Origin of the sequence: Variovorax guangxiensis (genome assembly GCF_003952165.1) — a bacterium.
Taxonomy (GTDB): Bacteria; Pseudomonadota; Gammaproteobacteria; order Burkholderiales; family Burkholderiaceae_C; genus Variovorax; species Variovorax guangxiensis.
The window spans coordinates 86,140-110,862 of sequence record NZ_RXFT01000014.1 but is presented as its reverse complement, the minus strand read 5'-3'; the positions used below and the strand labels follow the sequence as shown (position 1 = coordinate 110,862).

The following is a 24,723-nucleotide window of genomic DNA, read 5'->3' as shown; positions in this document are numbered from 1 at the left end:
CGAAATTGCTTCATGCCCGTCCCCGGTAAAATTCGCGCCAATCAAAGGTCCAGTCTATGTCCATCTTCCGCCGCCCCCACTACACCTCCGAGATCACGAACTTCATCGAGGAGATGAAGGAAAAGAAGCCGACGCTGGAGGCCGAGCAGCGCGCCGGCCGCGCCCTGCTGTGGGACAAGCACCTCGACCGCGGCCTGCTGGAGGAATACAGCGAAGCCCGCGTGCCCCAGCAGCCCTACGTCTACCAGACCCAGACCAAGTAAGCCATTCGCCGATGCCGAATTGGCAGCAAATCCCCGTCCGCATTGCGTCGGCCGCTATTGAAACGGTAGCACCGGCACGATGAACAGCGACGAGGACAACGGCACGCTGGTGGTCGACATGCCCGAGGTGGTCGACCAGGTCGCGCTCGCGAGGCTCTATGGAGAGCCGCTGTTCGCGATGCCGAAGGACCTGTACATCCCGCCCGAGGCGCTGCAGGTGTTCCTGGAGGCCTTCGAGGGCCCGCTCGACCTGCTGCTCTACCTGATCCGCAAGCAGAACTTCAACATCCTCGACATCCCGATGGCGGGGCTCACGCGGCAGTACCTGAGCTACGTCGACGAGATCCGCCAGAGCAACCTCGAGCTCGCGGCCGAGTATTTGCTGATGGCCGCGATGCTGATCGAGATCAAGTCGCGCATGCTGCTGCCGCCCAAGAAGGTGGCCGACGGCGAAGAGGCCGAAGACCCGCGCGCCGAACTCGTGCGCCGCCTGCTCGAGTACGAGCAGACCAAGCTGCAGGCCGCCGCCATCAGCGCCATGCCGCAGTACGGCCGCGACTTCTGGAAGGCGCAGGTCTACATCGAGCAGTCGCTGAAGCCGCGCTTTCCCGACGTGGACGTGATCGAGCTGCGCGACGCCTGGGCCGACATCATGAAGCGCGCCAAGCTCGTGCAGCACCACAAGATCTCGCGCGAGGAACTCAACGTGCGCGAGCACATGAGCATCGTGCTGCGCCACCTGCAGGGCCAGCGCTTCGTGGAGTTCGAGAAGCTCTTCGACGTGTCGCGCGGCGTGCCGGTGCTGATCGTCACCTTCATCGCGATGCTGGAGCTCGCGAAGGAGACGCTGATCGAGATCACGCAGGCGGAAGCCTTCGCTCCCATCTACGTGCGGCTGGCGTACTCCCCTTCCTGATTCATACCTCGTGCGCGACTTCGACGTCCTCATCGTCGGCAGCGGACTGGCCGGCCTCTCCGCCGCGCTGCACCTGGCGCCCACGCACCGCGTGGCCGTGCTGACCAAGCGCGCTCTGAACGACGGCTCCAGCGCCTGGGCGCAGGGCGGCATCGCGGCGGTGCTGGCCGCGGGCGACAGCTTCGACGCGCACGTCGAGGACACGCTGGTGGCCGGCGCCGGCCTGTGCGACCCCGAGGCGACGCGCTTCGTGGTGGAGCACGCTCCCGAGGCCATCGGCTGGCTGCGCGAGCTGGGCGTGCCCTTCTCGGAAGAAGATGGCGGCCTGCACCTGACGCGCGAAGGCGGCCACAGCCAGCGCCGCATCGTGCACGTGACCGACGCCACCGGTGCGGCGGTGCAGCAGGTGCTGATCGAACGGGTGCGCCGCACGCCGAACATTGCGCTGTTCGAGAACCACACGCTGGTCGACATCATCACCGGCCCGAAGCTTGGGCTCGACGACGCCGCCTGCCTGGGCCTGTACGCACTCGACGGCGATACCGACGAGGTGCAGGCCTTCCGAGCGCCGCACACCATCCTGGCCACCGGCGGCGCGGGCAAGGTGTATCTCTACACGACCAATCCGGACACGGCCACCGGCGACGGCATCGCAGCCGCGTGGCGCGCGGGCTGCCGGGTGTCGAACATGGAGTTCATCCAGTTCCACCCGACCTGCCTTTACCACCCGCACGCGAAGTCCTTCCTGATCAGCGAAGCGGTGCGCGGCGAAGGCGGGCTGCTGAAACTGCCCGATGGAACCCGCTTCATGCCGGAACACGACGGGCGCGCCGAACTGGCCCCGCGCGACGTGGTGGCCCGCGCCATCGACTTCGAGATGAAGAAGCACGGCCTGGACTGCGTGTATCTCGACATCTCGCACCAGCCGGCCGCGTTCCTGAAGGAGCACTTCCCCAACATCCTGGCGCGCTGCCTGGAGCTGGGCATCGACATCACGCGCGAGCCGATTCCGGTGGTGCCCGCCGCGCACTACACCTGCGGCGGCGTGCTCAGCGACCTGAGCGGGCGCACCGACATCCCGGGCCTCTACGCCATCGGCGAGACCGCCTGCACCGGCCTGCACGGCGCGAACCGGCTTGCGAGCAACTCGCTGGTCGAGTGCATGGTGTTCGCGCGCGCGGCGGCCGGCGCCATCGCCTCGGCACCGGTGCGCGAACTCGCCGGACTGCCCGCCTGGGACAACAGCCGCGTCACCGACGCCGACGAGACCGTGGTCATCTCCCACAACTGGGACGAGCTGCGCCGTTTCATGTGGGACTACGTCGGCATCGTGCGCACCAACAAGCGCCTGGAGCGCGCGAGCCACCGCATCGCGCTGCTGCAGGCCGAGATCCAGGAGTTCTACGCGAACTTCCACGTCACGCGCGACCTGCTCGAGCTGCGCAACCTGGTGCAGGTGGCCGAGCTGATCGTGCGTTCCGCGCAGGCCCGCCACGAGAGCCGTGGCCTGCATTTCAGCCGCGACTACCCCTCGCTCGCCGAGCCCGCCGCACCCACGGTGCTGGCGCCTCCGGCAGACCGATAACCCCCACCCGTTCGTTTTTCTTCACTCAAGGATGCCCGGCCACCGACGCCCGCAGGGAGAAACCCAACCATGTCGAACACCACGCCCACCACCGCCGCCACTGAAGCACCGCCGGCCTCGCCTTACGGCACGCTCCCGCCGGCCTCCCCACCTGCCTCGCGCAAGCCGGTGAGCCTGCCGCGCCTGGCCGACATGCACGCGCGCGGCGAGAAGATCGCGATGCTCACCGCCTACGACGCCACCTTCGCCGCCATGGCCGACGCGGCCGGCGTCGACTGCCTGCTTGTCGGCGACTCGCTCGGCATGGTCTGCCAGGGCCTGAACAGCACGGTGGGAGTGAGCCTGGACACCATGCGCTATCACACCGACAGCGTCTCGCGCGGCCTGCGCCGCGTGCAGGGCACGGCCTGGCTCATCGCCGACCTGCCCTTCGGCAGCTACCAGGAGTCGCGCGAACAGGCGCTGCGCAGCGCCACCGTGCTGATGCAGGCCGGCGCGCACATGGTCAAGCTCGAAGGCGGCGGCTGGACCACCGACACGGTGCGCTTCCTGGTCGAGCGCGGCATTCCCGTGTGCGCCCACCTCGGCCTGACGCCGCAGACGGTGCATGCGCTGGGCGGCTACCGCGTCCAGGGCAAAGGCGACACGGCCGGCGCGCTGCTGAAGCAGCAGGCCCATGAACTGCAGGACGCGGGCGCGGCGATGCTGGTGCTCGAGATGGTGCCGGCCGCGCTGGCCGCCGAGCTCACGGCCGAACTGAAGCACTGCGCCACCATCGGCATCGGCGCGGGCAAGGCCACAGCCGGGCAGGTGCTCGTGCTGCACGACATGCTGGGCATCAACCTCGGGAAGATGCCGAAGTTCGTGCGCAACTTCATGGCCGACGCGCCGGGCGTGCTGCCCGCGCTCAAGGCTTACGTGCAGGCCGTCAAGGACGGCAGCTTCCCCGACGACCGCATCCACGCCTGGTAAGGCGCCTGGCAAGGAAGGAACCCCCCTCATGTACATCGCACACACCATCGACGACCTGCGCAGCCACCTGGCCGCCTTCAGGCGTCCCGCCTTCGTCCCGACCATGGGCAACCTGCACGACGGCCACCTGGCCCTGGTGAAGCAGGCCAAGCCGCTGGGCGACGTGACGGTGGCCAGCATCTTCGTGAACCGCCTGCAGTTCCTGCCCCACGAAGATTTCGACACCTACCCGCGCACCTGGGAGATCGACTGCGAGAAGCTGCGCTCGGCCGGCTGCGACGTGCTGTTCGCTCCCGACGAGAAGGCGCTCTACCCCGAGCCCCAGACCTGCAAGGTGCATCCCGACCCTGCGCTGGCCGACATCCTCGAAGGCCACTTCCGCCCCGGCTTCTTCATCGGCGTGTGCACGGTGGTGATGAAGCTCTTCCAGTGCGTGCAGCCACGCGTGGCCGTGTTCGGCAAGAAGGACTATCAGCAGCTGATGATGATCCGGCACATGGTCCGGCAGTTCGCGCTGCCTATCGAGATCGTGGGCGGCGAGACCTTCCGAGCCGAAGACGGCCTGGCGCTCTCGTCGCGCAACGGCTACCTCAGCGAGAGCGAACGTGCCGAGGCGGTGCAGCTTTCGAAGGCGCTGAAGGCGATGGCCGAGGCGGTGCGCTCGGGCGAGCGCGACCTCGGCGCGATCGAGGCCCGCGCCATGCAGGCGCTCGCGCAGCGCGGCTGGCAACCCGACTACCTGGTGCTGCGCCGCCGCTCCGACCTGCAGGCGCCGGCTGCCGGCGAGCCGCTGGTGGCGCTGGCCGCCGCGCGCCTGGGCAGCACGCGGCTGATCGACAACCTCGAGATCGAGACGGCTGCCCCATGACCTACAGCGTCAAGGAAATCTTCTACACGCTGCAGGGCGAAGGCGGACAGGCCGGCATGCCGGCCGTGTTCTGCCGCTTCGCGGGCTGCAACCTCTGGACCGGCCGCGAGGAAGACCGCGCCTCCGCCATCTGCCGTTTCTGCGACACCGATTTCGTAGGCACCGACGGCACGCTGGGCGGCAAGTTCAAGACCGCCGACCTGCTGGCCGACACCATCGCCGCGCAATGGCCTGCTACCGATGCCGACCACCGGCTGGTGGTGCTGACCGGCGGCGAGCCGCTGCTGCAGGTCGACAAGGCGCTGGTCGACGCGCTGCACGCGCGGCGCTTCCGCATCGCGGTGGAGAGCAACGGCACGGTCGAGGCGCCCGAGGGCATCGACTGGCTGTGCATCAGCCCCAAGGCCGGCGCGCCATGGGTGCAGCGGCGCGGGCAGGAGCTGAAGCTGGTGTGGCCCCAGGCCGGGTTCGACCTCGACACCATGGCACGCACCGGCGAGTTCACCCACCGCTTCCTGCAGCCCATGGACGGGCCCGACCAGCTCGCGAACACCGAACTGTGCATTGCCGAATGCATGAAGCAGCCCGTGTGGCGCCTGAGCGTGCAGACGCACAAGATCACCGGCATCCGCTGAGGCGGGCGCCCTTTTTCCGAGTTTTCTCTTTCGACGATGCGATTCACCATCAGCCAACGCTTTTTCTTCGACGCCGCCCACACACTCAAGCGCGAGATCGAGGCCGAAGGAAGCCGCCGTATCCACGGCCACACCTATCACGCGGAAGTGTGGCTCTCGGGCGAGCGCGATCCCGTGACCGGCATGGTGATCGACCTGGGCCTGCTGCGCCGCCGGCTCGCGGAAGTGCGCGAGCAGCTCGACCATCACCTGCTGGACGACGTGCCGGGGCTGCATCCGCCGACGCTGGAGAACCTGTGCGTGTTCATCGCGGATGCGCTGCCGGACCTGCGGCCCTCGCTGGCGCGCGTGCGGGTGTGGCGCGAGGCGATGGGCGATTCCTGCACCGTGGATTTCTAGGGGCTTGCTCCCTCTCCCCTCGGGGAGAGGGTTGGGGTGAGGGCTGACGGCATCGAAGGCCACGCGATGTTGTAAGGCCCAAGACCCTCACCCTAACCCTCTCCCGCAAGCGGGAGAGGGAACAACACCTCAGGCGGCGCCGATGCCCGCCACCAGGCCCCCCGGGGCCTGCCCGTTCTTCAACCCGGCCGTGAACGCCAGCATCCGATCGATCGGCACGCGTGCCCGCAGCCCCAGCGCCGGATCGACGTGGATCTCCCCCGCCCCCGTCTCCAGCGCATTCGCCAGCTCCACCAGTCCGTTCATCGCCATCCAGGGGCAATGCGCGCAGCTCTTGCAGGTGCCGCCGTTGCCGGCCGTGGGCGCCTCGATGAAGACCTTGGCGGGGTTCAGCGTGCGCAGCTTGTGCAGCATGCCGCTATCGGTGGCGACGATAAACTCCTTGGCGTCCATGCGCTGCGCGGCGTTGAGGATGGCCGAGGTGGAGCCGACCGCATCGGCCAGCGCGATCACGTCGGAAGGCGACTCGGGGTGCACCAGCACCTTGGCCTTCGGGTGCTCCTTCATGAGCAGCTCGAGCTCCAGCGCCTTGAACTCGTCGTGCACGATGCAGGCGCCGTTCCAGCTGACCATGTCGGCGCCGGTCTGGCGGCGGATGTAGTCGCCCAGGTGGCGGTCGGGGCCCCACAGAATCTTCTGCCCCGCCGCATGCAGCGCGTTCACCACGTCGAGCGCGCAGCTGGAGGTGACCAGCCAGTCGGCGCGCGCCTTCACGGCCGCGCTGGTGTTGGCGTAGACAACCACGGTGCGGTCGGGATGCTGGTCGCAGAAGGCGCTGAACTGGTCGACGGGGCAGCCCAGGTCGAGCGAGCAGTTCGCGTCGAGGTCGGGCATCAGCACGCGCTTTTCGGGCGAGAGGATCTTCGAGGTCTCGCCCATGAAGCGCACGCCCGACACCACCAGCGTCTGCGCGGTGTGGTCGCGGCCGAAGCGCGCCATCTCGAGCGAGTCGCTCACGATGCCGCCGGTTTCCTCGGCGAGGTCCTGCAGGTCGGGATGCACGTAGAAGTGCGACACCATCACCGCATTGCGTTCGCGCAGCAGGCGGCGGATGCGCTCCTTCAGCGCGATGCGCTCGTCGGGCGATGGCTCGGGCGGCACGCGCGCCCAGGCGTGGCGGGTGTCGCAGACGGCGCCGGCCCTGGTTCCGGCGGGCTGCTCGTAGTCGACGTCGATGACCGTGGACGACATGGACGGATCAGCCTTCCTGGAAACGCATCGAGTAGTCGATCGCCTTGACGTCCTTGGTCAGGGCACCGACGGAAATCCGGTCGACGCCGGTCTCGGCCAGGGCGCGCAGGCCCTCCAGGGTGACGCCACCCGAAATCTCGAGCACGGCCTTGCGGCCTTCGCCGGCCCCGTCGTTGATGCGCACGGCCTCGCGCAGCGTGGGCAGGTCCATGTTGTCGAGCAGCACCATGCGCGCGCCGGCATCGAGCGCCTCGCGCAGCTGGGCCAGCGTCTCGACCTCGACCTCGACGAATTCCGCCTTCGCGGCCGCAGGGGCCACGGCGCGCACGGCCGCGGCCACGCCACCGGCCGCGGCGATGTGGTTTTCCTTGATGAGCACGGCGTCGTACAGGCCGATGCGGTGGTTGAGGCCGCCGCCGGTGCGCACCGCGTACTTCTGCGCGAGGCGCAGGCCGGGAATGGTCTTGCGGGTGTCGACGATGCGCGCGCGGGTGCCGCGCACGGCGTCGGCATAGAGCGCGGTCTTGGTGGCGACGGCGCTCAGCAGCTGCAGGAAGTTGAGCGAGGTGCGCTCGGCCGTCAGCAGCGCGCGGGCCGAGCCTTCGATTTCGAGCACCGTCTGGCCGGCCTCGCAGCGCTCGCCCTCGGCGCAGAGCCATTGGATGCGCACCTGCGGATCGAGCTGCCGCAGCGTGGCCTCCACCCAGGGCGCGCCGCAGACCACGGCCTCCTCGCGGGCCAGCACGCGGGCGCGGGCGCTGCGGGCGGGGTCGACCAGCGAGGCGGTGAGGTCGCCGTCGGCGACGTCTTCCTGCAATGCGCGGGTGGCATCGGACAGGGCCAGCGCGGCCACGGCCGACGCTGAAAAATCAAAGCGAAGGCTCATGGCTCTCTTTGTCTCTGCGTTTTTCTCAGGGGGATTGACGGGGGGAAGCGGTGGCGCCCGGTTGGGGCTGCTGCACCGATTCCGGCACCGGCTCGCGGCCGACGAGGGCCGCCACGGCGTCCTGGGGGCTCATGCGGCCATCGAGCAGCGCGACCACGCCCTCGGCGATGGGCATCTCGATGCCGAGACCGCGCGCGCGCTGCACCACGGTGCGGGCGCAATACACGCCCTCGGCCACGTGGCCCAGCGAATCGACGGCCTGCGCCAGCGTGCGGCCCTGCGCGAGCAGCAGGCCGACCTTGCGGTTGCGCGACAGGTCGCCGGTGGAGGTCAGAACCAGGTCGCCCAGGCCAGAAAGGCCCATGAAGGTTTCGGCGCGGGCACCCAGCGCGAGGCCGAAGCGCGTCATTTCGGCGAGGCCGCGAGTGATGAGCGCCGCGCGGGCGTTGAGCCCCAGCGCGAGGCCGTCGCACAGCCCGGTGGCGATGGCCAGCACGTTCTTGACCGCGCCGCCCACCTCCACGCCCACGATGTCCTCGTTGGCATAGACGCGCAGCGCAGGGCCGTGGAAGGCGTCGACCAGCATGTCGCGCACGGCGGCGTGCGGACTGGCGGCCACCAGCGCGGTCGGCCGGCCTTCGGCGACTTCCTGCGCGAAGCTGGGGCCGCTGAGCACGCCCGCTCTCAATTCAGGAGCAACCTGCGCCCAGATCTCGTGGGCCAGCAGGCCGAAGGATGCGGGCGAAGACGCGTCGAGCGCAGGCTCGACGCCCTTGCACAGCCAGGCCACGGCGGCGGCGGTGCCGCGCAGTGCGATGAGCTGCTCGCGCAGGGCGGCCATGGGGGTGGCCACGATGACGAGGTCGGCGCCGGCCTGCGCCTGGGCGATGTCGCCGGCGCGAACGGCCAGCGAGGCCGGCAGGGCCAGCCCGGGCAGGTAGCGGGAGTTTTCGCGCGCGGCCGACATGGCGTCGGCCTGGGCGGCGTCGCGCGCCCAGAGCGTGACTTCGTGGCGGGCCGCCGCGTTGACGGCGACCGCCGTGCCCCAGGCGCCGGCGCCATGAACGCAGATCTTCATCGGCGTCGGTGGCTGCTGCGGCTGTACGGCTTCAAGCCGTGATTACTGCGCCAGCGAGGGCGCAGCCTGGCCGGCGGCCTGGGCCTGCTGCTGCTCGTACATGGCCTGGAAGTTGATTTCGGCCAGGTGCACGGGCGGGAAGCCGCCGCGCTGGATCACGTCGGCCACGTTGCCGCGCAGGTAGGGGTAGACGATCTGCGGGCAGGCGATGCCGAGGATGGCGCCCATCTGCTCTTCGGGCAGATGGCGGATCTCGAAGATGCCGGCCTGCTTGGCTTCGACCAGGAACACGGTCTTGTCGCCGATCTTGGTCTGCACGGTGGCGGCCACGGTGATCTCGAAGATGCCTTCAGCCACGGGCTGTGCGTCCACGCCGAGCTGGATGTCGACGGTGGGCTGCTCCTGCTCCAGCAGGATCGCGGGCGAATTGGGCTGCTCGAGCGACAGGTCCTTGAGGTAGACGCGCTGGATCTGGAAGACGGGATCTTGGGCTTGCTGGTCGGCCATGGCTGAACTTTCGAGGATCAAAACAATGCCCGCCGGGGAGGGGGTCCCGCAGCGGGCTGCAGATGAGTGAACTGGCGATTATGGCCCCGTCGCAGGACGGTTCCGGGGCAGGGCCGGTTTCAGGCGCCCTGCAGCAGCGGAACCAGGCCGCCGCGGCTGTCGAGCGCCATCAGGTCGTCGCAGCCGCCCACGTGGGTGTCGCCGATGAAGATCTGGGGCACCGTGCGGCGCTGGGTGATCTCCATCATGGTGTTGCGGGCCTGGGGGTCGGTGTCGATGCGGATCTCCTCGATCTGCTCGACGCCCTTGGACTTCAGGATCTGCTTCGCGCGTATGCAGTAGGGGCAAACGGCGGTGGTGTACATCTTGACTGCTTGCATACGCTCCATCTCGGGGGGATTTCAGGCTTTTTCAACCGGCAGGTTAGCCTCTTTCCACGCCTTCAGCCCGCCGGACACCGCTTGGGCCTGCTCGTAACCGAGCTTCTTGGCCACCGCCACGGCGCGCTGGGCGCGGGCGCCGGTGGCGCAGACCAGCAGCAGCGGCACGTTCTTGTTCTTGACCGTGCTGGCGAGCTTTTCCTCGAGCTGGTTCAGGGGGACGTTCCTGGCGCCGATCATGTGGCCGGTGGCGAACTCCTCGGGCTCGCGCACGTCGACCAGCACGGCGCGCTCGCGGTTAATGAGCTGCACGGCGCCCTGCGCGGTGAGCGTTCCGCCGCCCGCCCCCCGCACCAGCGGCCAGGCCAGCATGGCACCCGAGCTGAGCGCGATCAGGATCAGCATCCAGTTCGCGGTGACGAATTCGATCAATTTCACGGGGGTTCCTTGAATGGCAAACCGGGGATTTTAGAATGCGGGGTTTCGCAAGCGCAGCCAAAGGCCTCCCACATGCACAAACTGGTATTGATCCGTCACGGTGAATCGACCTGGAATCTCGAAAACCGCTTCACCGGATGGACCGACGTCGACCTGACCGAAACCGGCGTCGAACAGGCCAAGCAGGCCGGCCGGCTGCTCAAGGCCGAAGGCTACGACTTCGACGTCGCCTACACGAGCGTGCTCAAGCGCGCCACCCGCACCCTGTGGCACACGCTCGACGAACTCGACCGCACCTGGCTGCCCGTGGTGCATTCCTGGCGCCTCAACGAGCGCCACTACGGCGGCCTGCAGGGCCTGAACAAGGCCGAAACCGCCAAGAAATACGGCGACGAGCAGGTGCTGGTCTGGCGCCGCAGCTACGGCACCCCGCCCCCGCCGCTGGAAGCCGACGACCCGCGCAGCGAGCGCGGCGACGTGCGCTACGCCAAGCTCTCGCCCGAGCAGATCCCGCTGACCGAGTGCCTGAAGGACACCGTGGCGCGCGTTCTGCCCTTCTGGAACGAATCGATGGCGCCGGCCATCCGCACCGGCCGCCGGCTGGTGGTGGCGGCCCACGGCAACTCGATCCGCGCGCTGGTGAAGTACCTCGACGGCATCTCCGACGACGACATCGTCGGGCTGAACATCCCGAACGGCATCCCGCTGGTGTACGAGCTCGACGACGACCTCAAGCCCCTGCGCCACTACTACCTCGGCGATGCCGCGGCCGCCGAAAAGGCCGCCGCCGCGGTGGCATCGCAGGGCAAGGGCTGAGAAGGCCCGCCAGGAGCGCCCTGAAAAGCCCCCGTCCGGCGCTCCACCCGTGGAACCCCGGCAAACAATTTGCTTCCAAGCTGTGTATATTGGACTGACAGCCGCCGACAAGGACAACCACTCATGATGGGCCAGAAACTCAAGATCACCGGCTGGGTCGCCGCCGGCGCCGTTGCAGGCGTCCTGACCACCGTCTCGCTGCAGACAGTCGCGCGCGGCTCGCTCGCGCCCCTGCCGCTCGAGGAACTGCAGCAGCTCGCCGCCGTCTTCGGAATGGTCAAGAGCGACTACGTGGAGCCGGTCGACGAGAAGAAGCTCATCTCCGACGCCATCTCCGGCATGGTCGCCGGGCTCGACCCCCACTCCCAGTACTTCGACAAGAAGTCCTTCAAGGAATTCAGGGAAGGCACCACGGGCCGCTTCGTCGGCGTGGGCATCGAGATTTCGCAGGAAGACGGCCTCATCAAGGTCGTCTCGCCCATCGAGGGCTCCCCCGCCTTCCGCGCGGGCCTCAAGCCCAATGACCTGATCACCAAGATCGACGACACCGCCGTGCGCGGCCTGTCGCTGAACGAGGCGGTCAAGCGCATGCGCGGCGAAGCCAACACCAAGGTGCTGCTGACCATCTTCCGCAAGGACGAGAGCCGCACCTTCCCCGTGACCATCACGCGTGAAGAGATCCGCACGCAGTCGGTTCGCGGCAAGATGATCGAGCCCGGCTACGGCTGGATCCGCCTCTCGCAATTCCAGGAGCGCACCGTCGACGACTTCGTCAAGAAGATCGATGAGCTCTACAAGGAAGACCCGAACCTCAAGGGCCTGGTGCTCGACCTGCGCAACGACCCGGGCGGCCTGCTCGACGCGGCCGTGGCGGTGTCGTCGGCCTTCCTGCCCGAGAACGTCACGGTGGTCACCACCGACGGCCAGCTGGCCGAGAGCAAGTCGGTCTACAAGGCAGCGCCGGAGTTCTACCAGCGCCGTTCGGGCAGCGACCCGCTGCGCAGCCTGCCGGCCGCGCTGAAGACCGTGCCGCTGGTGGTGCTGGTGAACGAAGGCTCGGCTTCCGCCAGCGAGATCGTCGCCGGCGCGCTGCAGGACCACAAGCGCGCCACCATCATGGGCAGCCAGACCTTCGGCAAGGGCTCGGTGCAGACGGTGCGCCCGCTCGGCCCCGACACCGGCCTGAAGATCACCACCGCGCGCTACTACACGCCCAGCGGCACCTCGATCCAGGCCAAGGGCATCGTGCCGAACGTGCTGGTCGACGAAAGCGCCGAGGGCAGCCCCTTCGCCGCCCTGCGCATGCGCGAGGCCGACCTCGAGAAGCACCTGGCCAGCGGCCAGGGCCCAGAAGTCAAGGACCCGGAACGCGAAAAGGCCCGCGACGAAGCCCGCAAGCGCCTCGAGGAAGAAGCCAAGAAGCCGCCGCAGGACCGCAAGGTGCCCGAGTTCGGCACCGACAAGGACTTCCCGCTCGTGCAGGCGCTCAACCGCCTGAAGGGCCAGCCGGTGCTCGTGAGCAAGACGCAGGTCATCGTCGACAACAAGGAAGAGAAGAAAGAGAACTGAGCCGGCAAGTCGGTTCTTTTCAGGAATACCGCGGAACCGGCCTTGCCGGGCCGCCGGTATTGCCCCCGATAGGGTGTGGGCGGCCACACGAAGTGGGCAAGCCTGGGGGCGAGCATGAATGATCACCAGCTGCTGCGCTATTCGCGCCACATCCTTCTGGAAGAATTCGGCATCGACGGGCAGGCCCGTGTCAGTGCCGGACGGGTTCTGGTCATAGGCGCCGGCGGGCTGGGCTCGCCGGTGGCCCTGTACCTTGCGGCAGCGGGCGTCGGCCACATCGTGCTGGTCGACGACGACGAAGTCGATCTCACCAATCTCCAGCGCCAGGTGGCCCACACCCATGCGCGCGTCGGCCTGCCGAAGGTCGAATCAGCCGCGCAGGCCATGCGCGACATCAACTCCGACATCGCCATCGAAACCCACGCACTGCGCGCCGACGAGGCGCTGCTGTCGCGTCTCGTGGCCGAGGCCGACGTGGTGGTCGACTGCTGCGACAACTTCGCTACCCGGCAGGCCGTCAACCGCGCCTGCGTGGCGCATGCGAAGCCGCTGGTGGCAGGCGCGGCGATCCGTTTCGACGGGCAATTGAGCGTCTACGACACCCGCGACGCCGCCTCGCCCTGCTATGCCTGCCTGTTCCCGCCCGATGCGAGCTTCGAGGAAACGCGCTGCGCGGTGCTCGGCGTGTTCGGCCCGGTGGTGGGCACCATCGGCACGCTGCAGGCCAGCGAGGCGCTGAAGCTGCTGGCCGGCATCGGCCCGTCCCTGGCGGGCAAGCTGCTGATGTTCGACGGGCGCAGCACCTCGTTCGACACGCTGCGCGTGGCGCGCGATCCGCACTGCAGCGTCTGCGCGCAACGCGCGACCTTCCCCTCCACTCCGGTCTAGTTAGGCTGCTTCGCGCCCTTCGCCCGGGCGGCGCCCTTGGCTGCCGCCCCCGCCGTGGGCTTGTTCGCCTGCGCCACCACGCCCTGGCAGTTCGAATCCTCGCCCGGGCCCGGCTCGATGGTCGCAGCGAGTGCCAGCAGCGGATTGACCGCACCCAGCGCCAGCGCGGCCAGCCCGCGCCCGGCCAGCGGGCCGACCTCCAGCCCGCCCTTGGGATCGCCGAATGTGCCGCCCACCACCAGCGGCGTGCGGATCGAGAGGATGTTCTTGCTCTTGGGCTCGGGGCGGATCACGAAATCCAGCCCCTCGGTCGCCAGGTTGGCCTGGCCGGTGGCGATGAAGACGGCGTTGGTGGTGTCCACCACCAGCGTGCGCCCGGTCATCAGGCCCTTGTTGACGTCGAAGGCCAGGGCCGCGCAGCGCAGCTCCACGTTGCGGTCGCCGCGCAGGATGAACTTGATGATGTCGCCGCCCACCAGCGTCGCGAACACCGGCAGCAGGTTGCCGAATTGCCCGCGTCCGGAGATGACCGCCACATCGCCCGACGCGCCGCCGAGCCAGTTGGCGACGGTGCTGCCGGAGCCCGAGAGATTGATGCGCCCGTCCAGCCTGCCGACGCTGTTTCCGGTGGTTTCGAGCTTCGGGAACAGCCGCGCCAGCTGCATGGCCCGGGCGTCGAGCGAGGCGCGGATGTCCGCGGGCTTCTTCGAGCCGTCGATGCGGATCGCGCCGCTGAGCCTGCCGCCGGCCACGCCCAGGTCGAGCGGATCGAGCGTGAGCACGCCTTCGGCCAGTTTCACCTGCACGCTGCCGCGCTCCAGCGGCACCTCGCGCACGTTGCGGATGCGATCGGCCGTGTACTTCACGTCGGCGTTCATGGCGCGCAGGCGATCGAAGTCCAGCGGCGCAGTGGGCAACACCTTGCCGCCGGGCCGCTTGACCTGGGTGACTGTGGGCGGCGGCGCGACCCCTTCCACCGTGGCGGCGGTGCGCGCCGTGGGCGGCAGGCCGATCAGCGGGCCCAGGTCGTCCATGTCCATCACGTTCGAGCGCAAATCGCCCGCCAGGTGCGGCAGCTTGCCGGACTGGTCGAAGCGCATGTCGCCCGCGATGTCGGACAGGCCCAGGCGCCCCTTCAGGCCCGAGGCCTCCCACAGCTTGCCGCGCTTGTCGAGCTTGCCGCTCAGGGTGTAGGGCGAGGTCTGCGGCAGCGCGATGCCCAGCAGCGGGAACAGCGCACCCAGCGTCTGGCCCTTGATATCGAACCTGGCGTCGATGCCGTCCAGGTCCGACAGGCGCGCCACCGTGCCGGCCGCCCTCAGCTGCGTCTGGCCCGCAGCGGCGCGGATCTCGATCGGGAAAGGCGGCGCGTTCGTGGCCTCGATCTGCAGCACATTGCCCGTGCGCCCGCTGGCGGTCAGCGGCTGGCCCTTGTAGCGGCCCTTGATGCGGTAGTCCAGCGGCATCTCGCCGCGGCCGCTGTCGTAGCTCAGATCGGCATGCAGGTCCACGCCGAGGTGCTTGGCCAGGAAGTCGACCGCGCCGCTGTCGATCTGCACCTGGCCGATGGTGGGCACGGTGCCGCCTTCGGAGCTGTCCCTGCCTTCCTTGCCCAGCGACCATGTGCGGCGGCCGTCGGCTTCCATCTGCAGTCCCACCGTGGGGGAGGAAAGCGCCAGCCTGGGAATGACGACGCTGCTCGAGATCAGCGGCCAGAGGCGTATGTCGAAGTCGGCACGCTCCGCCTTCACCAGATAGGGATCGCGCGCCCATGAGGGGTTGGCGAACTCCACGCCGTCCAGCCTCACGGTGGCCTGCCGCCACCCCAGGCCCACGTCGAGCCGCCGGGTGATCTCGAACTTGCGCCCGGTCTTCTCGCTGACGTAGCGGTTGACCGGTTCGCGCAGCACGTCCCAAGGGAAGAAGGCGAGCCCGATCGCCAGCAACGCAACCAGCAGCACGAGGCCCGCCAGCAGCTTCTGCCAGAGCGGCCGGCCGCGCAGGACGCCGGCCTTCTTCGGTACGTTCGTCGTTGCGTTCGTCGTTGCCATGGGCTCCTTGTAACTCAGTCGATCGCCCCGCCGCGGTCGGCCACGAACCGCAGAGATCGTGAGGGATTGCCTACTGGAGGCGCCTGCGCAGGCCGCGTCGGAACCCGCCTACAGCCACCAGCCGCCGAAGCTTGCATGATGCGCGCAGGGGACGAAGCAAAGTCGAGCCGCAGGCAGTTCCTGCCAACGGGCGCACGCTGAAGGCGTCCGCAAAAGCTCAGAGGAAGAGTGGTTCGGCATGGATTCCAGATTGCAGACTTATGTTGTCGAGGACAACCTCACGATCCGTGAAAACCTCATCGGCACGCTGGAAGAGCTCACCTGTACCACCGTGGTCGGCTTCGCCGACACAGAGAGCGGCGCGCGCGCATGGCTGCTCGGCCACGACGGCGACTGGGACCTCATGATCGTCGACCTCTTCCTCAAGCAGGGCAGCGGCCTCGGCGTGCTGCAGGCCTGCCAGGCCCGCAAGCCGGTGCAGAAGGTGGTGGTGCTCAGCAACTACGCGACGCCCGACATCCGGCGGCGCTGCGCGGAATTCGGGGTCGATGCGGTTTTCGACAAGTCGAACGAGATCGACGCGCTGGTCGAGTTCTGCCTCGTGCAGGCCCGCGACCGGGCCTCGCGCTCTTCACCCGGCGCTGCCGGCTGAGCAATAAGAAGAAGCGAGAAGAAGCCGCCTTGGACCCCTTCCCCGCCCACCAGCCGATCTCAGTCGATCAGCTTGTTCTTCAGCGCGTAGTACGTGAGGTCGCTGTTGGAGGAGAGATTCATCTTCTCCATCAGGCGCGTGCGGTAGGTGCTCACGGTCTTCACCGACAGCGACAGCGTCTTGGCGATGTCACCGGCGGTCTCGCCCTTGGCGAGCTTGAGGAACACCTGGAATTCACGCTCCGAGAGCTGCTCGTGCGGCGCGGCGTCGTCCTTGCGGTCGAGCTGGCGGGCCAGCAGTTCGGCCACGGCGGGCGTGATGTAGCGCCGGCCCAGCGCGATGGTGCGGATGGCGTTGACGATCTCGATGGGATCGCACTCCTTGTTGAGGTACCCGCTCGCCCCCTGACGGATCAGGTTCATCGCGTAGTGCTCCTCGGGGTAGCCGCTCAGGATGAGGATGCCCACGTCCGGCGCCTTGGCGCGGATCATGGCGAGTGCGTCGATACCGCTTTGCCCGGGCATCGAAAGGTCCATGACCAGCACGTCCAGCTCCGTGGTGCGCACCAGTTCGATGGCCTCGCGGCCGCTGGCAGCTTCACCCGCCACGCGCAGGTCCACGTGCTCGGAGAAGAACTGCCGGAGGCCCGATCGCACGATGGCGTGGTCGTCCACAATTCCGATTTTGATCATTTGTTACTTTCGTCGTTGTGTTGCGCACCCGAGGGTCGCAACATGCCAGGTCCCTGATTGTTGTCAATTATTCACGAACTTGCGCCGCAAGCAGCCTTGAAAGTTTCATGCACTGGTTAGCCCCACCAAGAATGGCCGTGAGCCTGCTGCTCGCGGCACTGGCCGCGCTGGCCCTCGTCGGCATCAACGAGGCCGGGTACCGGCAGTCCAGCCGCGCCCTCGCCGACATCGACGAGGCGCAGCAGGTGCGCGGCACGCTCAACCAGCTGCTGCAGAACATGCTGGACGCCGAGACCGGCCAGAGAGGCTACCTGCTGACCGGCGAGGCCGGCTACCGAAAGCCCTACGACGACGCGGTCAAGCAGGTCGACGGCCACCTCGCCACCTTGCGCCGCCTGTACGCCGGCCGGCCCGCCGAGCTCGCCCAGCTGACCGAGCTGTCGAAGCACGTGCTGCGCAAGATCGCCGAGATGGACATGAGCGTGCGCCTGCGCCAGGACGGCAAGGAGGACGCCTGGAAGTTCGTCATCACCACCGACGTCGGCAAGGAGGAGATGGAGGCCATCCGCACCACCGCCGGCGAGCTGGTGAAGATCAGCAACGGCACCCTGCACCAGAGCCAGGCGCAGGTGCTGCGCTCGCTGCAGCTGGCGCGCATCGGCACCTCCATCGTGGCGGTGGCCGCGCTGATCGCCTTCTTCCTGTATCTGCGGCAGACCCATGCGCTGCGCTCCATTGGCGAGCGCCAGCAGGAGGCCCTGCAGCGCGAGCGCAACGCCCTGGAAGACGAGGTGCGCGAGCGCACAGCCTCGCTGGCCGAACTGGCGACCCACCTCCAGGACGTGCGCGAAACCGAGCGCGGCTTCCTTGCGCGCGAACTGCACGACGAACTGGGCTCGCTGCTCACCGCCGCCAAGCTCGACGTGGCGCGGCTGAAGTCGCGGCTGGCGGACGCGCCCGACGCGATCCAGCGGCTGCAGCATCTGACCGAGCTGCTCAACAGCGGCATCGCGCTGAAGCGCCGGATCATCGAGGACCTGCGGCCCTCCTCGCTGGCCAACCTCGGGCTGGTCGCTTCGCTGGAGATCCTGGGGCGCGAGTTCGGCGAGCGCTCGGGCCTGCAGGTGGAGATGGTGCTGGAGCCGGTGACCATGGACGAATCGCGCCAGCTCACCATCTACCGGATGGTGCAGGAGAGCCTCACCAACATCGGCAAGTACGCCGAGGCCACCGAGGCCACCATCGTCCTGAAGAACTACGACAACCACGTGGTGGTGGAAGTGGCGGACAACGGCAAGGGCTTCGACACGCTTCGCGTGCGGCCCTCCACCCACGGCCTCGCGGGGATGCGGCACCGCGTGGAAGCCGCGCGCGGCAGGCTCACGGTGGCGTCGGTGCCGGGCAAGGGCACGCGGCTGAGCGCCATGCTGCCGATCGTCAAGCCGGCCTGAGCCCGGGCCGGGACGGTCGAGGGCGGCACTTCTGCACACGCCGCCGCAAGGCCACTCGGCCATCTCCTACGCACCCCAGCCACGGCCGCTGACAGGTCAGGGACGGCCCCCCACTTAAGGTTGCATCCATGGCGCCGGAGCCTTCCTTTTCTGGGGAGTCCGGTGCGATGTTTTCAAGACAACGAGCCAAGCCTCGAAGGAGTTCCACATGCTGCATTACGCCGTGGTGTTTCTGGTCATCGCCCTGATCGCCGCCCTCTTCGGGTTCGGCGGCATCGCCGCCAGCGCGGTGGGCATCGCCAAGATCCTCTTCGTGATCTTCGTGATCCTCGCGATCGCGAGCTTCCTTGCCGGCTTGCTACGACGCAAGTAGCGTCGTTACGATCAACAGGCTTGCGCATTTCACTTTTCCGGAAAGGACTTTCAAATGAACACGACGACCAAGACTCCCTCGCAAATCGCCGAAGAAGCGCGCCAGACCGCCCGTGACGCGGTCGAAACGACCCGCGCCTATGCACAGAACGCGGTGAATGCGGCGGGCGAAAAGGTCCGCGACCTGCAGCGCGATTCCGAGCCGGCCGTCGAGCAGCTTGCCGCCCGCGTGCAGCAAGCCGTTCAGCGCGGCCTGGATGCCGCGTCCACCACCAGTGCGCGCGCACAGCGCCGCCTCGAACAGGCAGCCGACGTCACGGGCCGCTACATCTCCGACCAGCCCGTGCGCTCGGTGCTGCTGGCGGCGGCGGCCGGCGCCGCCATCACCGCGCTCATCGTGCTGGCCAGCCGCCGCAGCCGCGACGACTACTGATCAATACGGCAACAGGCGTTCATCGTCGATCGACCCCGGCACCATGCTCCATCCGATTTTTTCCACGGTGCTCGGGCATCCGGAACTCGTCGCTGAACACCTCGCCAACTACGCCGCCCTCATCCGGCAGGAATCCGCCCAGGCGGGACGCGGCATCGCCACGCGCATCGTCGCGGCCGTGCTGGCGGTGGCCACCATCACCCTGGCCCTCGGGCTGATAGGCGTTGCGATCCTGCTGGGCGTGATGCACGGCAGCTTCCACTGGGTGCTTGTGGCCGTTCCGGGCGTGGCCGTGGTGATCGCGGCCATCTGCACTTGGTACGCGGCGCGGCCCGCACCCCACTACGCCTTCGAGGATCTGCGCTCGCAGCTCGATGCCGACCTGCAGGCCCTGCACGAAGCCGGAGCACGCCATGACCGGTACTGAGCGCCGCCATTCGCATTCCGAGCAACTCTCGCCTCAGCAGCGCCTGGCCCTTTCGCGCCGCGCGCTGGTGCGGCAGCTGAACGGCGGCGTGGACGACGACAGCCATCAAGGCCGCGGCCACGCCGGCTCCGATCCCCGGTTGGACGACCTGGAATACGCACACTATGAAGCGCAGGCCACAGGCCGGCGCCAAGGCCACCCGCACGAAAGAGGAGAAGGAGATCCCGCAGGGCAAGGGGAACGCGGAGGCAGCCGAAGAAGAAACGCGAACGTATGGCTCGCCGTGGGGCGCAGCGTGCTGGAACGCTGGTGGCGCAGGCATCCCGCGCATGCGGTCGGCCAGCTGGCGCGGCCGATGCTGGAGCACTACGCCCGCAAGGAGCCGGCCAAGCTGATGGCAGCCGCGGCCGCCACCGGCGCGCTGCTGGTGCTGGTCAAGCCCTGGCGACTGCTGTCGGCGACGGCAGTGCTCGCGGCCGTACTGAAGACATCCGACGTGGCCGACCTCGTCAACACCCTGATGAGCAAGACCCCGAATTCAACTCGCCCCCCACGAAAGGACTCTCCATGAAAAACGACGTTTCCTCCACGGCAGCCTCCTCCAAGGCCTCCGGCCACCAGCACCTGGCGCTCGACCAGAGCGGCCTCGACGCAGCCCGCAACAGCCTGGACGACGGTGCCGTCACGCCGAGCTACGGCCCCTGGCGCGACGACGTCGTGAAGCTCCTGAACGATGCGCTGGCCACCGAACTGGTCTGCATACTGCGCTACAAGCGCCACTACTTCACCGCCAACGGCGTGGAGTCGCCAGCCATCGCCGACGAGTTCCTGGTGCACGCCAACGAAGAGTCGGCCCATGCCGACCTCATCGCCGAACGCATCGTGCAGCTGGGCGGCGAACCCGACTTCGCGCCCACGCACCTGCTCGAACGCAGCCATGCCTCCTACGACGAATCGACCGACCTGCAGTCGATGGTGCGCGCCAACCTGATCGCCGAGCGCATCGCCGTGGAGTCGTACCGCCAGATGATCTCGCTCATCGGCGACAAGGACCCGACCACGCGCCGCATGCTCGAAGGCATCCTCGCCGACGAAGAGGAGCATGCCGACGAACTGAAGGACTGGCTCGGCCACTGAGCGACGAAGGCCCCGCCCATGAGAAAGCCCGGCAGCGCCGGGCTTTTTCGTTGCCGGGGGTCGAAGGGGATCTTCAGCCCTTCACCTCGAGCTGGTTGCTCACCGAGGTCACGCCCTGCACGCCCTTGGCGATCTCCTCGGCCCGCGCCTTCGCGGCGGCCGAGGGTGCCGGCCCCTTCAGGCTCACGGCGCCGGCCTTGGTGTCGACGTCGATCTTGATGGCACTCAGGTCCGGGTCCCTGGCAAGGCCGGCGGAGACCGAGGCCGTGATGGCAGCATCGTCCATCGTCGCGCTCACTGCCGCGCCTGCCTCCTTGAGCGCTTCCTTGGCATTGGCGGCGCCTTCCTTCACCTCAGCGGTGGTGTTGGACGACTCGACCTTGGCCTTGGCGTCCTTCAGGGCCTCGCCCGTCTTTGCCGCGGCCGTGTCGGCCGCCTGCTCGGTCTTCGCCACGGCGCTGTCGAGCTTCTCGCCGGCAGTGCGGTTGTCGCCCTTGTCGCAGCCGGCCAGGGCCAGCGCGGCGCCGGCCAGCAGCATGGCAAGACAGACGTGCGCGTACGGCATGCCGGCGACGCGTTGTCGAATGTTCGATCCGTTGTTCATGGCAGTCCTCCTGTCGCTTCTTGGAAATTGGAAATGGGGAAGAAAAAGAGAGTGTGTGAACGGGGCAGCCGGGCTGGATGCATGCCCCCGCCCCCGACCGGTCACAGCTTGTCGGCGCCCGACTTGATCGCGTCCTTGGCCTTTTCCTTCACGTCGCCGTAGGTCTTCTGCACCTTGCCGGCGGCCTGATCGGCAATGCCCTCGCCTTCGAGCTTCTCGTTGCCGACAACCTTGCCGGCGACTTCCTTCAGCTTGCCCTTGGCTTCCTCGACGCGGCCTGCCACTTGATCCTTGTTCATGTCGCTTCCTTCCTGATGGATTGATGTTGAAACAGGTGGGCCGGGGTGGCCCACCGCAGTCAATCTAGGCGCCGCCGCATGGCGGCGAACGCCGACGGAAGCCCGAAGCGGTGTAGGACAACGAGGCTCAGGCGCTGACGATCCATCCTTCAAGCGGATCGAAGTCTTCCGGCAGGCCATGGCCCGGGCCGGGGCTTGCGGCGCGCTGCAGGCCCCAGGCGGCCTGCAGCAGGCACAGCACGGCGTCGATGTCGTCGCCGCGTGCGTCCGCGAGCAACTCCGCGCGCTGCGGCGCGGTGACGGCCAGCCTCAACCCGAGGCGGGACGAGCCGGCTTCGAGCGCCGCCAGCAGGTCGGCGCGCGCGGCTCGGCGCTCGGGTGTCTGCTTCGCCAGGTCGTCGCTCTTGTAGCTGCGCCGTCCGATCAGCTCGCGCGCCAGCAGACCCGGATAAGCCTCCAGCGCGATGCGATCGGCCCCCCTGCCGGCGTGCAGCCCCGGAATGCGCGCACCCGCCGCGAGCAGGCGCGGCACGCCGGCATGGAGCATGTAGGCCACCGGCGGGTTGACCCACTTCATCGAGGGGCTCGAGCCTGCGGGCCCATCGGCCTTGCGGTGCGCGAACTTGCCGCCCACCGGGCGCGCCGCGCAGAAGGCGGCGAAGGTCTGGCGGATCTCGGCGCGGCTCAGGCCGGCGTAGTGGGCCATCAGCGGCTCCCACTGCAGCGGCCATCGCAGCTGCTCGACGAGTTCCCGCGGCAGGCTGAACGGAAAGTCGAAACCGCCGGTCCAGGACGGCGTGGCGCACAGCCATTCGCCCCAGGCGTCGAGCGTGGAAAAGCGCTGCAGGCCGCGCAGCACGACCCTGTCGGTGCCGCTCTGTTCGCCTGTTGCGACGACGATGGGCTTGCGTGCCGTCGGCGCGCTGGAGAAGTCGCAGCCGAACAGCAGCACTGGCTCAGCCCAGGGCGAGCGCCACCACGCCGGCGGCGATGAACATCGCGCCCATCAGCCTCAGCAGCCGGTCTCCCTCGCGCAGCAGATGGCCCCCGATGAGCGCCGCGAAGAGCATCGACACCTCGCGCGCCGGTGCAACGTGCGAGATCGGCGCCTGCTGCACCGCGTAGAGCACGAGCACGTACGAGACGGGGCTGATCGCCGCCACCAGCAGCGCGTATTTCCACTGGTCGCGCCACATGCGCATGGTGGTCGCGCGGTCCTGCAGCGCCGCGGGCAGCAGCAGCACGATGCGCACGAGGTTGCCCATGTAGTCGAGCAGGATCGGCGACATCGCGAGGAACTTGACCGCGTAGCTGTCGGCCACCGTGTAGGCCGCGATGAAAGCGCCGGTCAGCACGCCGTAGCGCATGCCCTTGTGCACCCGCGCGCGCTGCGCCGGGTCGTGCGCCTTCTGCCACAGGCGCGGGCCGCCGGCGATGAGGAACACGCCGGCCACCACGCCAAGGATGCCGGCCACGCCGACGAGGCTGATCTTCTCGCCGAGGAAGAGCACCGCCACCAGCGAGGACAGCAGCGGCCCCGAGCCGCGCGCCAGCGGATAGACCACCGTGAGGTCGGATTTGCGGTAGCCGCGCAGCAGCACGATGAAATACAGGACGTGCAGTACGCCGCTGAGCACGACGAAGCCCCACTCCGCCCGCCCCCAGCCAGGCACCACGTTCCAGCCTAGCACGATGCCCACCGGCGCCCAGATGACCATGTTGAACACGCTCGCCTGGAAGCTGAAGCGCGCGTCGCCGTTCGCTTTCTTGGCGGCGATGTTCCAGCTGGCGTGGATGATCCCGGCGAGCAGGATCAGCGCGAATGCGGAGAGCGGCACCTCGAGCTATGCGAGACCGCGCGCCGCCGGGCCGCTCAAAGGCGCGAGCGGGCTCCGAGGAGCGCAGCGGGGATGCGAAGTGCCGAGCGCGAGAGCCACGTTCTAGTGGCGGCCGACGATGGCGGCAGTTGCCATCAGTTCCTCGAGCAGCGCCAACGAGACCTTGCCCGACACCGCGTACGGGTTGAGCTCGGGCTTCTCGGAATACTTCAGCAGCGTCGATGCGTTGAGCTTCGACAGGTTGACCTGGCCCATCGTCCAGCCGCCGAAGCGGCGCTCGGAGATCTCTTCGTAGTGCAGCAGCACCACGTCCTTGTGGCGCGCATCGCGCTGGATGTGGCCGTAGAGCTCGGAGATGGCCATGCGGCCGCCTTCGATGGCCTGCAGGAAGGTGCCCGCGCCATAGCAGAGGATGCCGGTGATGCCGCACGCGGTGTTGTGGGTGCGCGATTGCGCCAGGATCGACTCGATGGCCTCGGGGCTGGTGTCGACGGCGCGGCTGGCGTAGAGGAGTCGGACCAGCATGGCTCAGTCCTTTCTGGGCAGGAGGGAAAGGAATTCGCGGCGCAGGCTCGGATCTTTCAGGAACACGCCGCGCATCACGGAATTGATCATCTTGCTGTCCATTTCCTTCACGCCGCGCCAGGCCATGCAGAAGTGCTCGGCCTCCATGACGAGGGCCAGGCCGTCGGGCTGGGTCTTTTCCTGGATCAGGTCGGCCAGCTGCACCACGGCTTCTTCCTGGATCTGCGGACGGCCCATGACCCATTCGGCCAGGCGCGCGTACTTCGACAGGCCGATCACGTTGGTGTGCTCGTTGGGCATCACGCCGATCCAGAGCTTGCCGATGATCGGGCAGAAGTGGTGCGAGCAGGCGCTGCGCACGGTGATCGGGCCGACGATCATCAGCTCGTTCAGGTGCTCGGCGTTCGGAAACTCGGTGAGCGAAGGCGCCGCCACATAGCGGCCCCTGAACACCTCGTTGAGGTACATCTTGGCGACCCGGCGCGCGGTGTTGTCGGTGTTGTGGTCGTTCTCGACGTCGATCACCAGGCTCTGGAGCACGTCCTTCATCTTGACCTCGACCTCGTCGAGCAGGGCCTCCAGCTCGCCGGGCTGGATGAACTCGGAGATGTTGTCGTTGGCATTGAAGCGCTTGCGCGCCGCGGTGATGCGCTCGCGGATCTTCACGGAGACGGGCGTGCCCTCGTCATCGTCGTTTCGATCGGGGCGCGGTTCGACGTCGGTTTTCCTCAGCATGGCAAAGATCGTACCAGTGAATGGCTCCAGACATTCGGGGCCGCAACGCCCGTCCC

The 24,723-nt window shown here is 68.1% G+C and carries 31 protein-coding genes; 17 read left to right on the top strand and 14 right to left on the bottom strand.

Going from position 1 to position 24,723, the window contains the following annotated elements:
* The first annotated feature begins 56 nt into the window (after positions 1–56).
* The 7 genes from EJP67_RS26600 to EJP67_RS26570 all read left to right on the top strand — a co-directional run bounded on the left by EJP67_RS26600 (position 57) and on the right by EJP67_RS26570 (position 5,638).
* Positions 57–263, top strand: coding sequence for a DUF3460 family protein (locus EJP67_RS26600; RefSeq protein ID WP_126024735.1), 207 nt, complete (start codon positions 57–59; stop codon positions 261–263).
* 79 nt (positions 264–342) lie between these two features.
* Positions 343–1,179 carry a segregation and condensation protein A gene (locus tag EJP67_RS26595; protein ID WP_019656612.1) on the top strand — a complete coding sequence of 279 codons (837 nt, stop codon included), beginning with the start codon at positions 343–345 and terminating at the stop codon, positions 1,177–1,179.
* A gap of 10 nt (positions 1,180–1,189) precedes the next feature.
* Positions 1,190–2,764 (top strand): L-aspartate oxidase, encoded by a 1,575-nt coding sequence (nadB, locus tag EJP67_RS26590; RefSeq protein ID WP_126024734.1) that lies wholly within the window; start codon positions 1,190–1,192, stop codon positions 2,762–2,764.
* A gap of 69 nt (positions 2,765–2,833) precedes the next feature.
* Positions 2,834–3,736, top strand: a complete 903-nt coding sequence (gene panB / locus EJP67_RS26585) for a 3-methyl-2-oxobutanoate hydroxymethyltransferase (RefSeq protein ID WP_126024733.1) — start codon at positions 2,834–2,836, stop codon at positions 3,734–3,736.
* A 28-nt stretch (positions 3,737–3,764) separates the two neighbouring features.
* Positions 3,765–4,604: a pantoate--beta-alanine ligase gene (panC, locus tag EJP67_RS26580; RefSeq protein ID WP_126024732.1), complete on the top strand. Its 840-nt coding sequence runs from the start codon at positions 3,765–3,767 to the stop codon at positions 4,602–4,604.
* Positions 4,601–5,239 (top strand): 7-carboxy-7-deazaguanine synthase, encoded by a 639-nt coding sequence (gene queE / locus EJP67_RS26575; RefSeq protein ID WP_126024731.1) that lies wholly within the window; start codon positions 4,601–4,603, stop codon positions 5,237–5,239. The genes panC and queE overlap by 4 nt, the downstream gene beginning before the upstream one ends.
* Positions 5,240–5,275: 36 nt before the next feature.
* Positions 5,276–5,638, top strand: coding sequence for a 6-carboxytetrahydropterin synthase (locus EJP67_RS26570; RefSeq protein ID WP_126024730.1), 363 nt, complete (start codon positions 5,276–5,278; stop codon positions 5,636–5,638).
* Positions 5,639–5,767: 129 nt separating this feature from the next.
* Here EJP67_RS26570 and nadA read toward each other — a convergent pair whose 3' ends face one another.
* From nadA to EJP67_RS26540, 6 genes are all read right to left on the bottom strand, one after another.
* On the bottom strand, positions 5,768–6,889 hold the full coding sequence (gene nadA / locus EJP67_RS26565) for a quinolinate synthase NadA (RefSeq protein WP_126024729.1): 1,122 nt from the start codon (positions 6,887–6,889) through the stop codon (positions 5,768–5,770).
* 7 nt (positions 6,890–6,896) lie between these two features.
* Positions 6,897–7,775 (bottom strand): carboxylating nicotinate-nucleotide diphosphorylase, encoded by an 879-nt coding sequence (gene nadC / locus EJP67_RS26560; protein ID WP_126024728.1) that lies wholly within the window; start codon positions 7,773–7,775, stop codon positions 6,897–6,899.
* Between the two features lie 25 nt (positions 7,776–7,800).
* Complete coding sequence (locus EJP67_RS26555; protein ID WP_126024727.1) at positions 7,801–8,853, bottom strand: NAD(P)H-dependent glycerol-3-phosphate dehydrogenase; 1,053 nt, start codon at positions 8,851–8,853, stop codon at positions 7,801–7,803.
* A gap of 42 nt (positions 8,854–8,895) precedes the next feature.
* Positions 8,896–9,360, bottom strand: coding sequence for a protein-export chaperone SecB (gene secB, locus EJP67_RS26550; protein WP_093198195.1), 465 nt, complete (start codon positions 9,358–9,360; stop codon positions 8,896–8,898).
* A gap of 119 nt (positions 9,361–9,479) precedes the next feature.
* A complete protein-coding gene (grxC, locus tag EJP67_RS26545; protein ID WP_126024726.1) occupies positions 9,480–9,740 on the bottom strand; it encodes a glutaredoxin 3 in 261 nt (86 codons plus the stop codon).
* A 21-nt stretch (positions 9,741–9,761) separates the two neighbouring features.
* The gene (locus EJP67_RS26540) at positions 9,762–10,145 is read right to left on the bottom strand and encodes a rhodanese-like domain-containing protein (RefSeq protein WP_420824282.1); all 384 of its coding nucleotides are present in this window, start codon (positions 10,143–10,145) and stop codon (positions 9,762–9,764) included.
* Between the two features lie 105 nt (positions 10,146–10,250).
* Here EJP67_RS26540 and gpmA point away from each other — a divergent pair, with 105 nt between their 5' ends.
* From gpmA to EJP67_RS26525, 3 genes are all read left to right on the top strand, one after another.
* The gene (gpmA, locus tag EJP67_RS26535) at positions 10,251–10,994 is read left to right on the top strand and encodes a 2,3-diphosphoglycerate-dependent phosphoglycerate mutase (RefSeq protein WP_126024724.1); all 744 of its coding nucleotides are present in this window, start codon (positions 10,251–10,253) and stop codon (positions 10,992–10,994) included.
* Between the two features lie 126 nt (positions 10,995–11,120).
* Positions 11,121–12,563 carry a S41 family peptidase gene (locus EJP67_RS26530; protein WP_126024802.1) on the top strand — a complete coding sequence of 481 codons (1,443 nt, stop codon included), beginning with the start codon at positions 11,121–11,123 and terminating at the stop codon, positions 12,561–12,563.
* Positions 12,564–12,677: 114 nt separating this feature from the next.
* Positions 12,678–13,451 (top strand): HesA/MoeB/ThiF family protein, encoded by a 774-nt coding sequence (locus EJP67_RS26525; protein ID WP_126024723.1) that lies wholly within the window; start codon positions 12,678–12,680, stop codon positions 13,449–13,451.
* On the opposite strand, the gene EJP67_RS26520 is transcribed toward EJP67_RS26525, so the two are convergent.
* Positions 13,448–15,502: an AsmA family protein gene (locus EJP67_RS26520; RefSeq protein ID WP_126024722.1), complete on the bottom strand. Its 2,055-nt coding sequence runs from the start codon at positions 15,500–15,502 to the stop codon at positions 13,448–13,450. The genes EJP67_RS26525 and EJP67_RS26520 overlap by 4 nt on opposite strands.
* A gap of 238 nt (positions 15,503–15,740) precedes the next feature.
* On the opposite strand from EJP67_RS26520, the gene EJP67_RS26515 reads away from it, so the two are divergent.
* Positions 15,741–16,154, top strand: a complete 414-nt coding sequence (locus EJP67_RS26515) for a response regulator transcription factor (protein WP_126024721.1) — start codon at positions 15,741–15,743, stop codon at positions 16,152–16,154.
* Between the two features lie 59 nt (positions 16,155–16,213).
* Here the strand turns inward: EJP67_RS26515 and EJP67_RS26510 are convergent, their stop codons facing one another.
* A complete protein-coding gene (locus EJP67_RS26510) occupies positions 16,214–16,846 on the bottom strand; it encodes a response regulator (protein ID WP_019656595.1) in 633 nt (210 codons plus the stop codon).
* A gap of 131 nt (positions 16,847–16,977) precedes the next feature.
* Here EJP67_RS26510 and EJP67_RS26505 point away from each other — a divergent pair, with 131 nt between their 5' ends.
* The 6 genes from EJP67_RS26505 (at position 16,978) to EJP67_RS26480 (ending at position 20,666) form a co-directional block, all read left to right on the top strand.
* Positions 16,978–18,297 carry a CHASE3 domain-containing protein gene (locus EJP67_RS26505; RefSeq protein WP_126024801.1) on the top strand — a complete coding sequence of 440 codons (1,320 nt, stop codon included), beginning with the start codon at positions 16,978–16,980 and terminating at the stop codon, positions 18,295–18,297.
* Positions 18,298–18,505: 208 nt separating this feature from the next.
* Positions 18,506–18,670: a DUF1328 domain-containing protein gene (locus EJP67_RS26500; RefSeq protein WP_093198217.1), complete on the top strand. Its 165-nt coding sequence runs from the start codon at positions 18,506–18,508 to the stop codon at positions 18,668–18,670.
* 54 nt (positions 18,671–18,724) lie between these two features.
* Entirely contained in the window at positions 18,725–19,102 is a 378-nt protein-coding gene (locus tag EJP67_RS26495) for a hypothetical protein (RefSeq protein ID WP_126024720.1), read from the top strand.
* 43 nt (positions 19,103–19,145) lie between these two features.
* The gene (locus EJP67_RS26490; RefSeq protein ID WP_126024719.1) at positions 19,146–19,529 is read left to right on the top strand and encodes a phage holin family protein; all 384 of its coding nucleotides are present in this window, start codon (positions 19,146–19,148) and stop codon (positions 19,527–19,529) included.
* Entirely contained in the window at positions 19,516–20,100 is a 585-nt protein-coding gene (locus tag EJP67_RS26485; RefSeq protein WP_126024718.1) for a hypothetical protein, read from the top strand. Before EJP67_RS26490 ends, EJP67_RS26485 begins: the two co-directional genes overlap by 14 nt.
* Positions 20,097–20,666 (top strand): ferritin-like domain-containing protein, encoded by a 570-nt coding sequence (locus EJP67_RS26480; protein WP_126024717.1) that lies wholly within the window; start codon positions 20,097–20,099, stop codon positions 20,664–20,666. The genes EJP67_RS26485 and EJP67_RS26480 overlap by 4 nt, the downstream gene beginning before the upstream one ends.
* Before the next feature lie 73 nt (positions 20,667–20,739).
* On the opposite strand, the gene EJP67_RS26475 is transcribed toward EJP67_RS26480, so the two are convergent.
* From EJP67_RS26475 to folE, 6 genes are all read right to left on the bottom strand, one after another.
* The gene (locus EJP67_RS26475; protein ID WP_420824281.1) at positions 20,740–21,270 is read right to left on the bottom strand and encodes a BON domain-containing protein; all 531 of its coding nucleotides are present in this window, start codon (positions 21,268–21,270) and stop codon (positions 20,740–20,742) included.
* 101 nt (positions 21,271–21,371) lie between these two features.
* Positions 21,372–21,569: a CsbD family protein gene (locus EJP67_RS26470; protein WP_093198234.1), complete on the bottom strand. Its 198-nt coding sequence runs from the start codon at positions 21,567–21,569 to the stop codon at positions 21,372–21,374.
* A 127-nt stretch (positions 21,570–21,696) separates the two neighbouring features.
* Complete coding sequence (locus EJP67_RS26465) at positions 21,697–22,521, bottom strand: DUF429 domain-containing protein (RefSeq protein ID WP_126024716.1); 825 nt, start codon at positions 22,519–22,521, stop codon at positions 21,697–21,699.
* Between the two features lie 4 nt (positions 22,522–22,525).
* On the bottom strand, positions 22,526–23,407 hold the full coding sequence (locus tag EJP67_RS26460) for an EamA family transporter (protein ID WP_126024715.1): 882 nt from the start codon (positions 23,405–23,407) through the stop codon (positions 22,526–22,528).
* Positions 23,408–23,509: 102 nt separating this feature from the next.
* Complete coding sequence (locus tag EJP67_RS26455; RefSeq protein WP_126024714.1) at positions 23,510–23,932, bottom strand: BLUF domain-containing protein; 423 nt, start codon at positions 23,930–23,932, stop codon at positions 23,510–23,512.
* 3 nt (positions 23,933–23,935) lie between these two features.
* Entirely contained in the window at positions 23,936–24,667 is a 732-nt protein-coding gene (gene folE / locus EJP67_RS26450) for a GTP cyclohydrolase I (protein WP_126024713.1), read from the bottom strand.
* Positions 24,668–24,723: the final 56 nt, after the last annotated feature.

Bases quoted from the DNA above. Each gene is read 5' to 3' on its own strand.
- EJP67_RS26600 (WP_126024735.1), top strand. From the start codon at position 57: ATGTCCATCTTCCGCCGCCCCCACTACACCTCCGAGATCACGAACTTC.
- EJP67_RS26595 (WP_019656612.1), top strand. From the start codon at position 343: ATGAACAGCGACGAGGACAACGGCACGCTGGTGGTCGACATGCCCGAG.
- panB (WP_126024733.1), top strand. From the start codon at position 2,834: ATGTCGAACACCACGCCCACCACCGCCGCCACTGAAGCACCGCCGGCC.
- panC (WP_126024732.1), top strand. From the start codon at position 3,765: ATGTACATCGCACACACCATCGACGACCTGCGCAGCCACCTGGCCGCC.
- queE (WP_126024731.1), top strand. From the start codon at position 4,601: ATGACCTACAGCGTCAAGGAAATCTTCTACACGCTGCAGGGCGAAGGC.
- EJP67_RS26570 (WP_126024730.1), top strand. From the start codon at position 5,276: ATGCGATTCACCATCAGCCAACGCTTTTTCTTCGACGCCGCCCACACA.
- nadA (WP_126024729.1), bottom strand. From the start codon at position 6,889: ATGTCGTCCACGGTCATCGACGTCGACTACGAGCAGCCCGCCGGAACC.
- nadC (WP_126024728.1), bottom strand. From the start codon at position 7,775: ATGAGCCTTCGCTTTGATTTTTCAGCGTCGGCCGTGGCCGCGCTGGCC.
- EJP67_RS26555 (WP_126024727.1), bottom strand. From the start codon at position 8,853: ATGAAGATCTGCGTTCATGGCGCCGGCGCCTGGGGCACGGCGGTCGCC.
- secB (WP_093198195.1), bottom strand. From the start codon at position 9,360: ATGGCCGACCAGCAAGCCCAAGATCCCGTCTTCCAGATCCAGCGCGTC.
- grxC (WP_126024726.1), bottom strand. From the start codon at position 9,740: ATGCAAGCAGTCAAGATGTACACCACCGCCGTTTGCCCCTACTGCATA.
- EJP67_RS26540 (WP_420824282.1), bottom strand. From the start codon at position 10,145: ATGCTGATCCTGATCGCGCTCAGCTCGGGTGCCATGCTGGCCTGGCCG.
- gpmA (WP_126024724.1), top strand. From the start codon at position 10,251: ATGCACAAACTGGTATTGATCCGTCACGGTGAATCGACCTGGAATCTC.
- EJP67_RS26530 (WP_126024802.1), top strand. From the start codon at position 11,121: ATGGGCCAGAAACTCAAGATCACCGGCTGGGTCGCCGCCGGCGCCGTT.
- EJP67_RS26525 (WP_126024723.1), top strand. From the start codon at position 12,678: ATGAATGATCACCAGCTGCTGCGCTATTCGCGCCACATCCTTCTGGAA.
- EJP67_RS26520 (WP_126024722.1), bottom strand. From the start codon at position 15,502: ATGGCAACGACGAACGCAACGACGAACGTACCGAAGAAGGCCGGCGTC.
- EJP67_RS26515 (WP_126024721.1), top strand. From the start codon at position 15,741: ATGGATTCCAGATTGCAGACTTATGTTGTCGAGGACAACCTCACGATC.
- EJP67_RS26510 (WP_019656595.1), bottom strand. From the start codon at position 16,846: ATGATCAAAATCGGAATTGTGGACGACCACGCCATCGTGCGATCGGGC.
- EJP67_RS26505 (WP_126024801.1), top strand. From the start codon at position 16,978: ATGGCCGTGAGCCTGCTGCTCGCGGCACTGGCCGCGCTGGCCCTCGTC.
- EJP67_RS26500 (WP_093198217.1), top strand. From the start codon at position 18,506: ATGCTGCATTACGCCGTGGTGTTTCTGGTCATCGCCCTGATCGCCGCC.
- EJP67_RS26495 (WP_126024720.1), top strand. From the start codon at position 18,725: ATGAACACGACGACCAAGACTCCCTCGCAAATCGCCGAAGAAGCGCGC.
- EJP67_RS26490 (WP_126024719.1), top strand. From the start codon at position 19,146: ATGCTCCATCCGATTTTTTCCACGGTGCTCGGGCATCCGGAACTCGTC.
- EJP67_RS26485 (WP_126024718.1), top strand. From the start codon at position 19,516: ATGACCGGTACTGAGCGCCGCCATTCGCATTCCGAGCAACTCTCGCCT.
- EJP67_RS26480 (WP_126024717.1), top strand. From the start codon at position 20,097: ATGAAAAACGACGTTTCCTCCACGGCAGCCTCCTCCAAGGCCTCCGGC.
- EJP67_RS26475 (WP_420824281.1), bottom strand. From the start codon at position 21,270: ATGAACAACGGATCGAACATTCGACAACGCGTCGCCGGCATGCCGTAC.
- EJP67_RS26470 (WP_093198234.1), bottom strand. From the start codon at position 21,569: ATGAACAAGGATCAAGTGGCAGGCCGCGTCGAGGAAGCCAAGGGCAAG.
- EJP67_RS26455 (WP_126024714.1), bottom strand. From the start codon at position 23,932: ATGCTGGTCCGACTCCTCTACGCCAGCCGCGCCGTCGACACCAGCCCC.
- folE (WP_126024713.1), bottom strand. From the start codon at position 24,667: ATGCTGAGGAAAACCGACGTCGAACCGCGCCCCGATCGAAACGACGAT.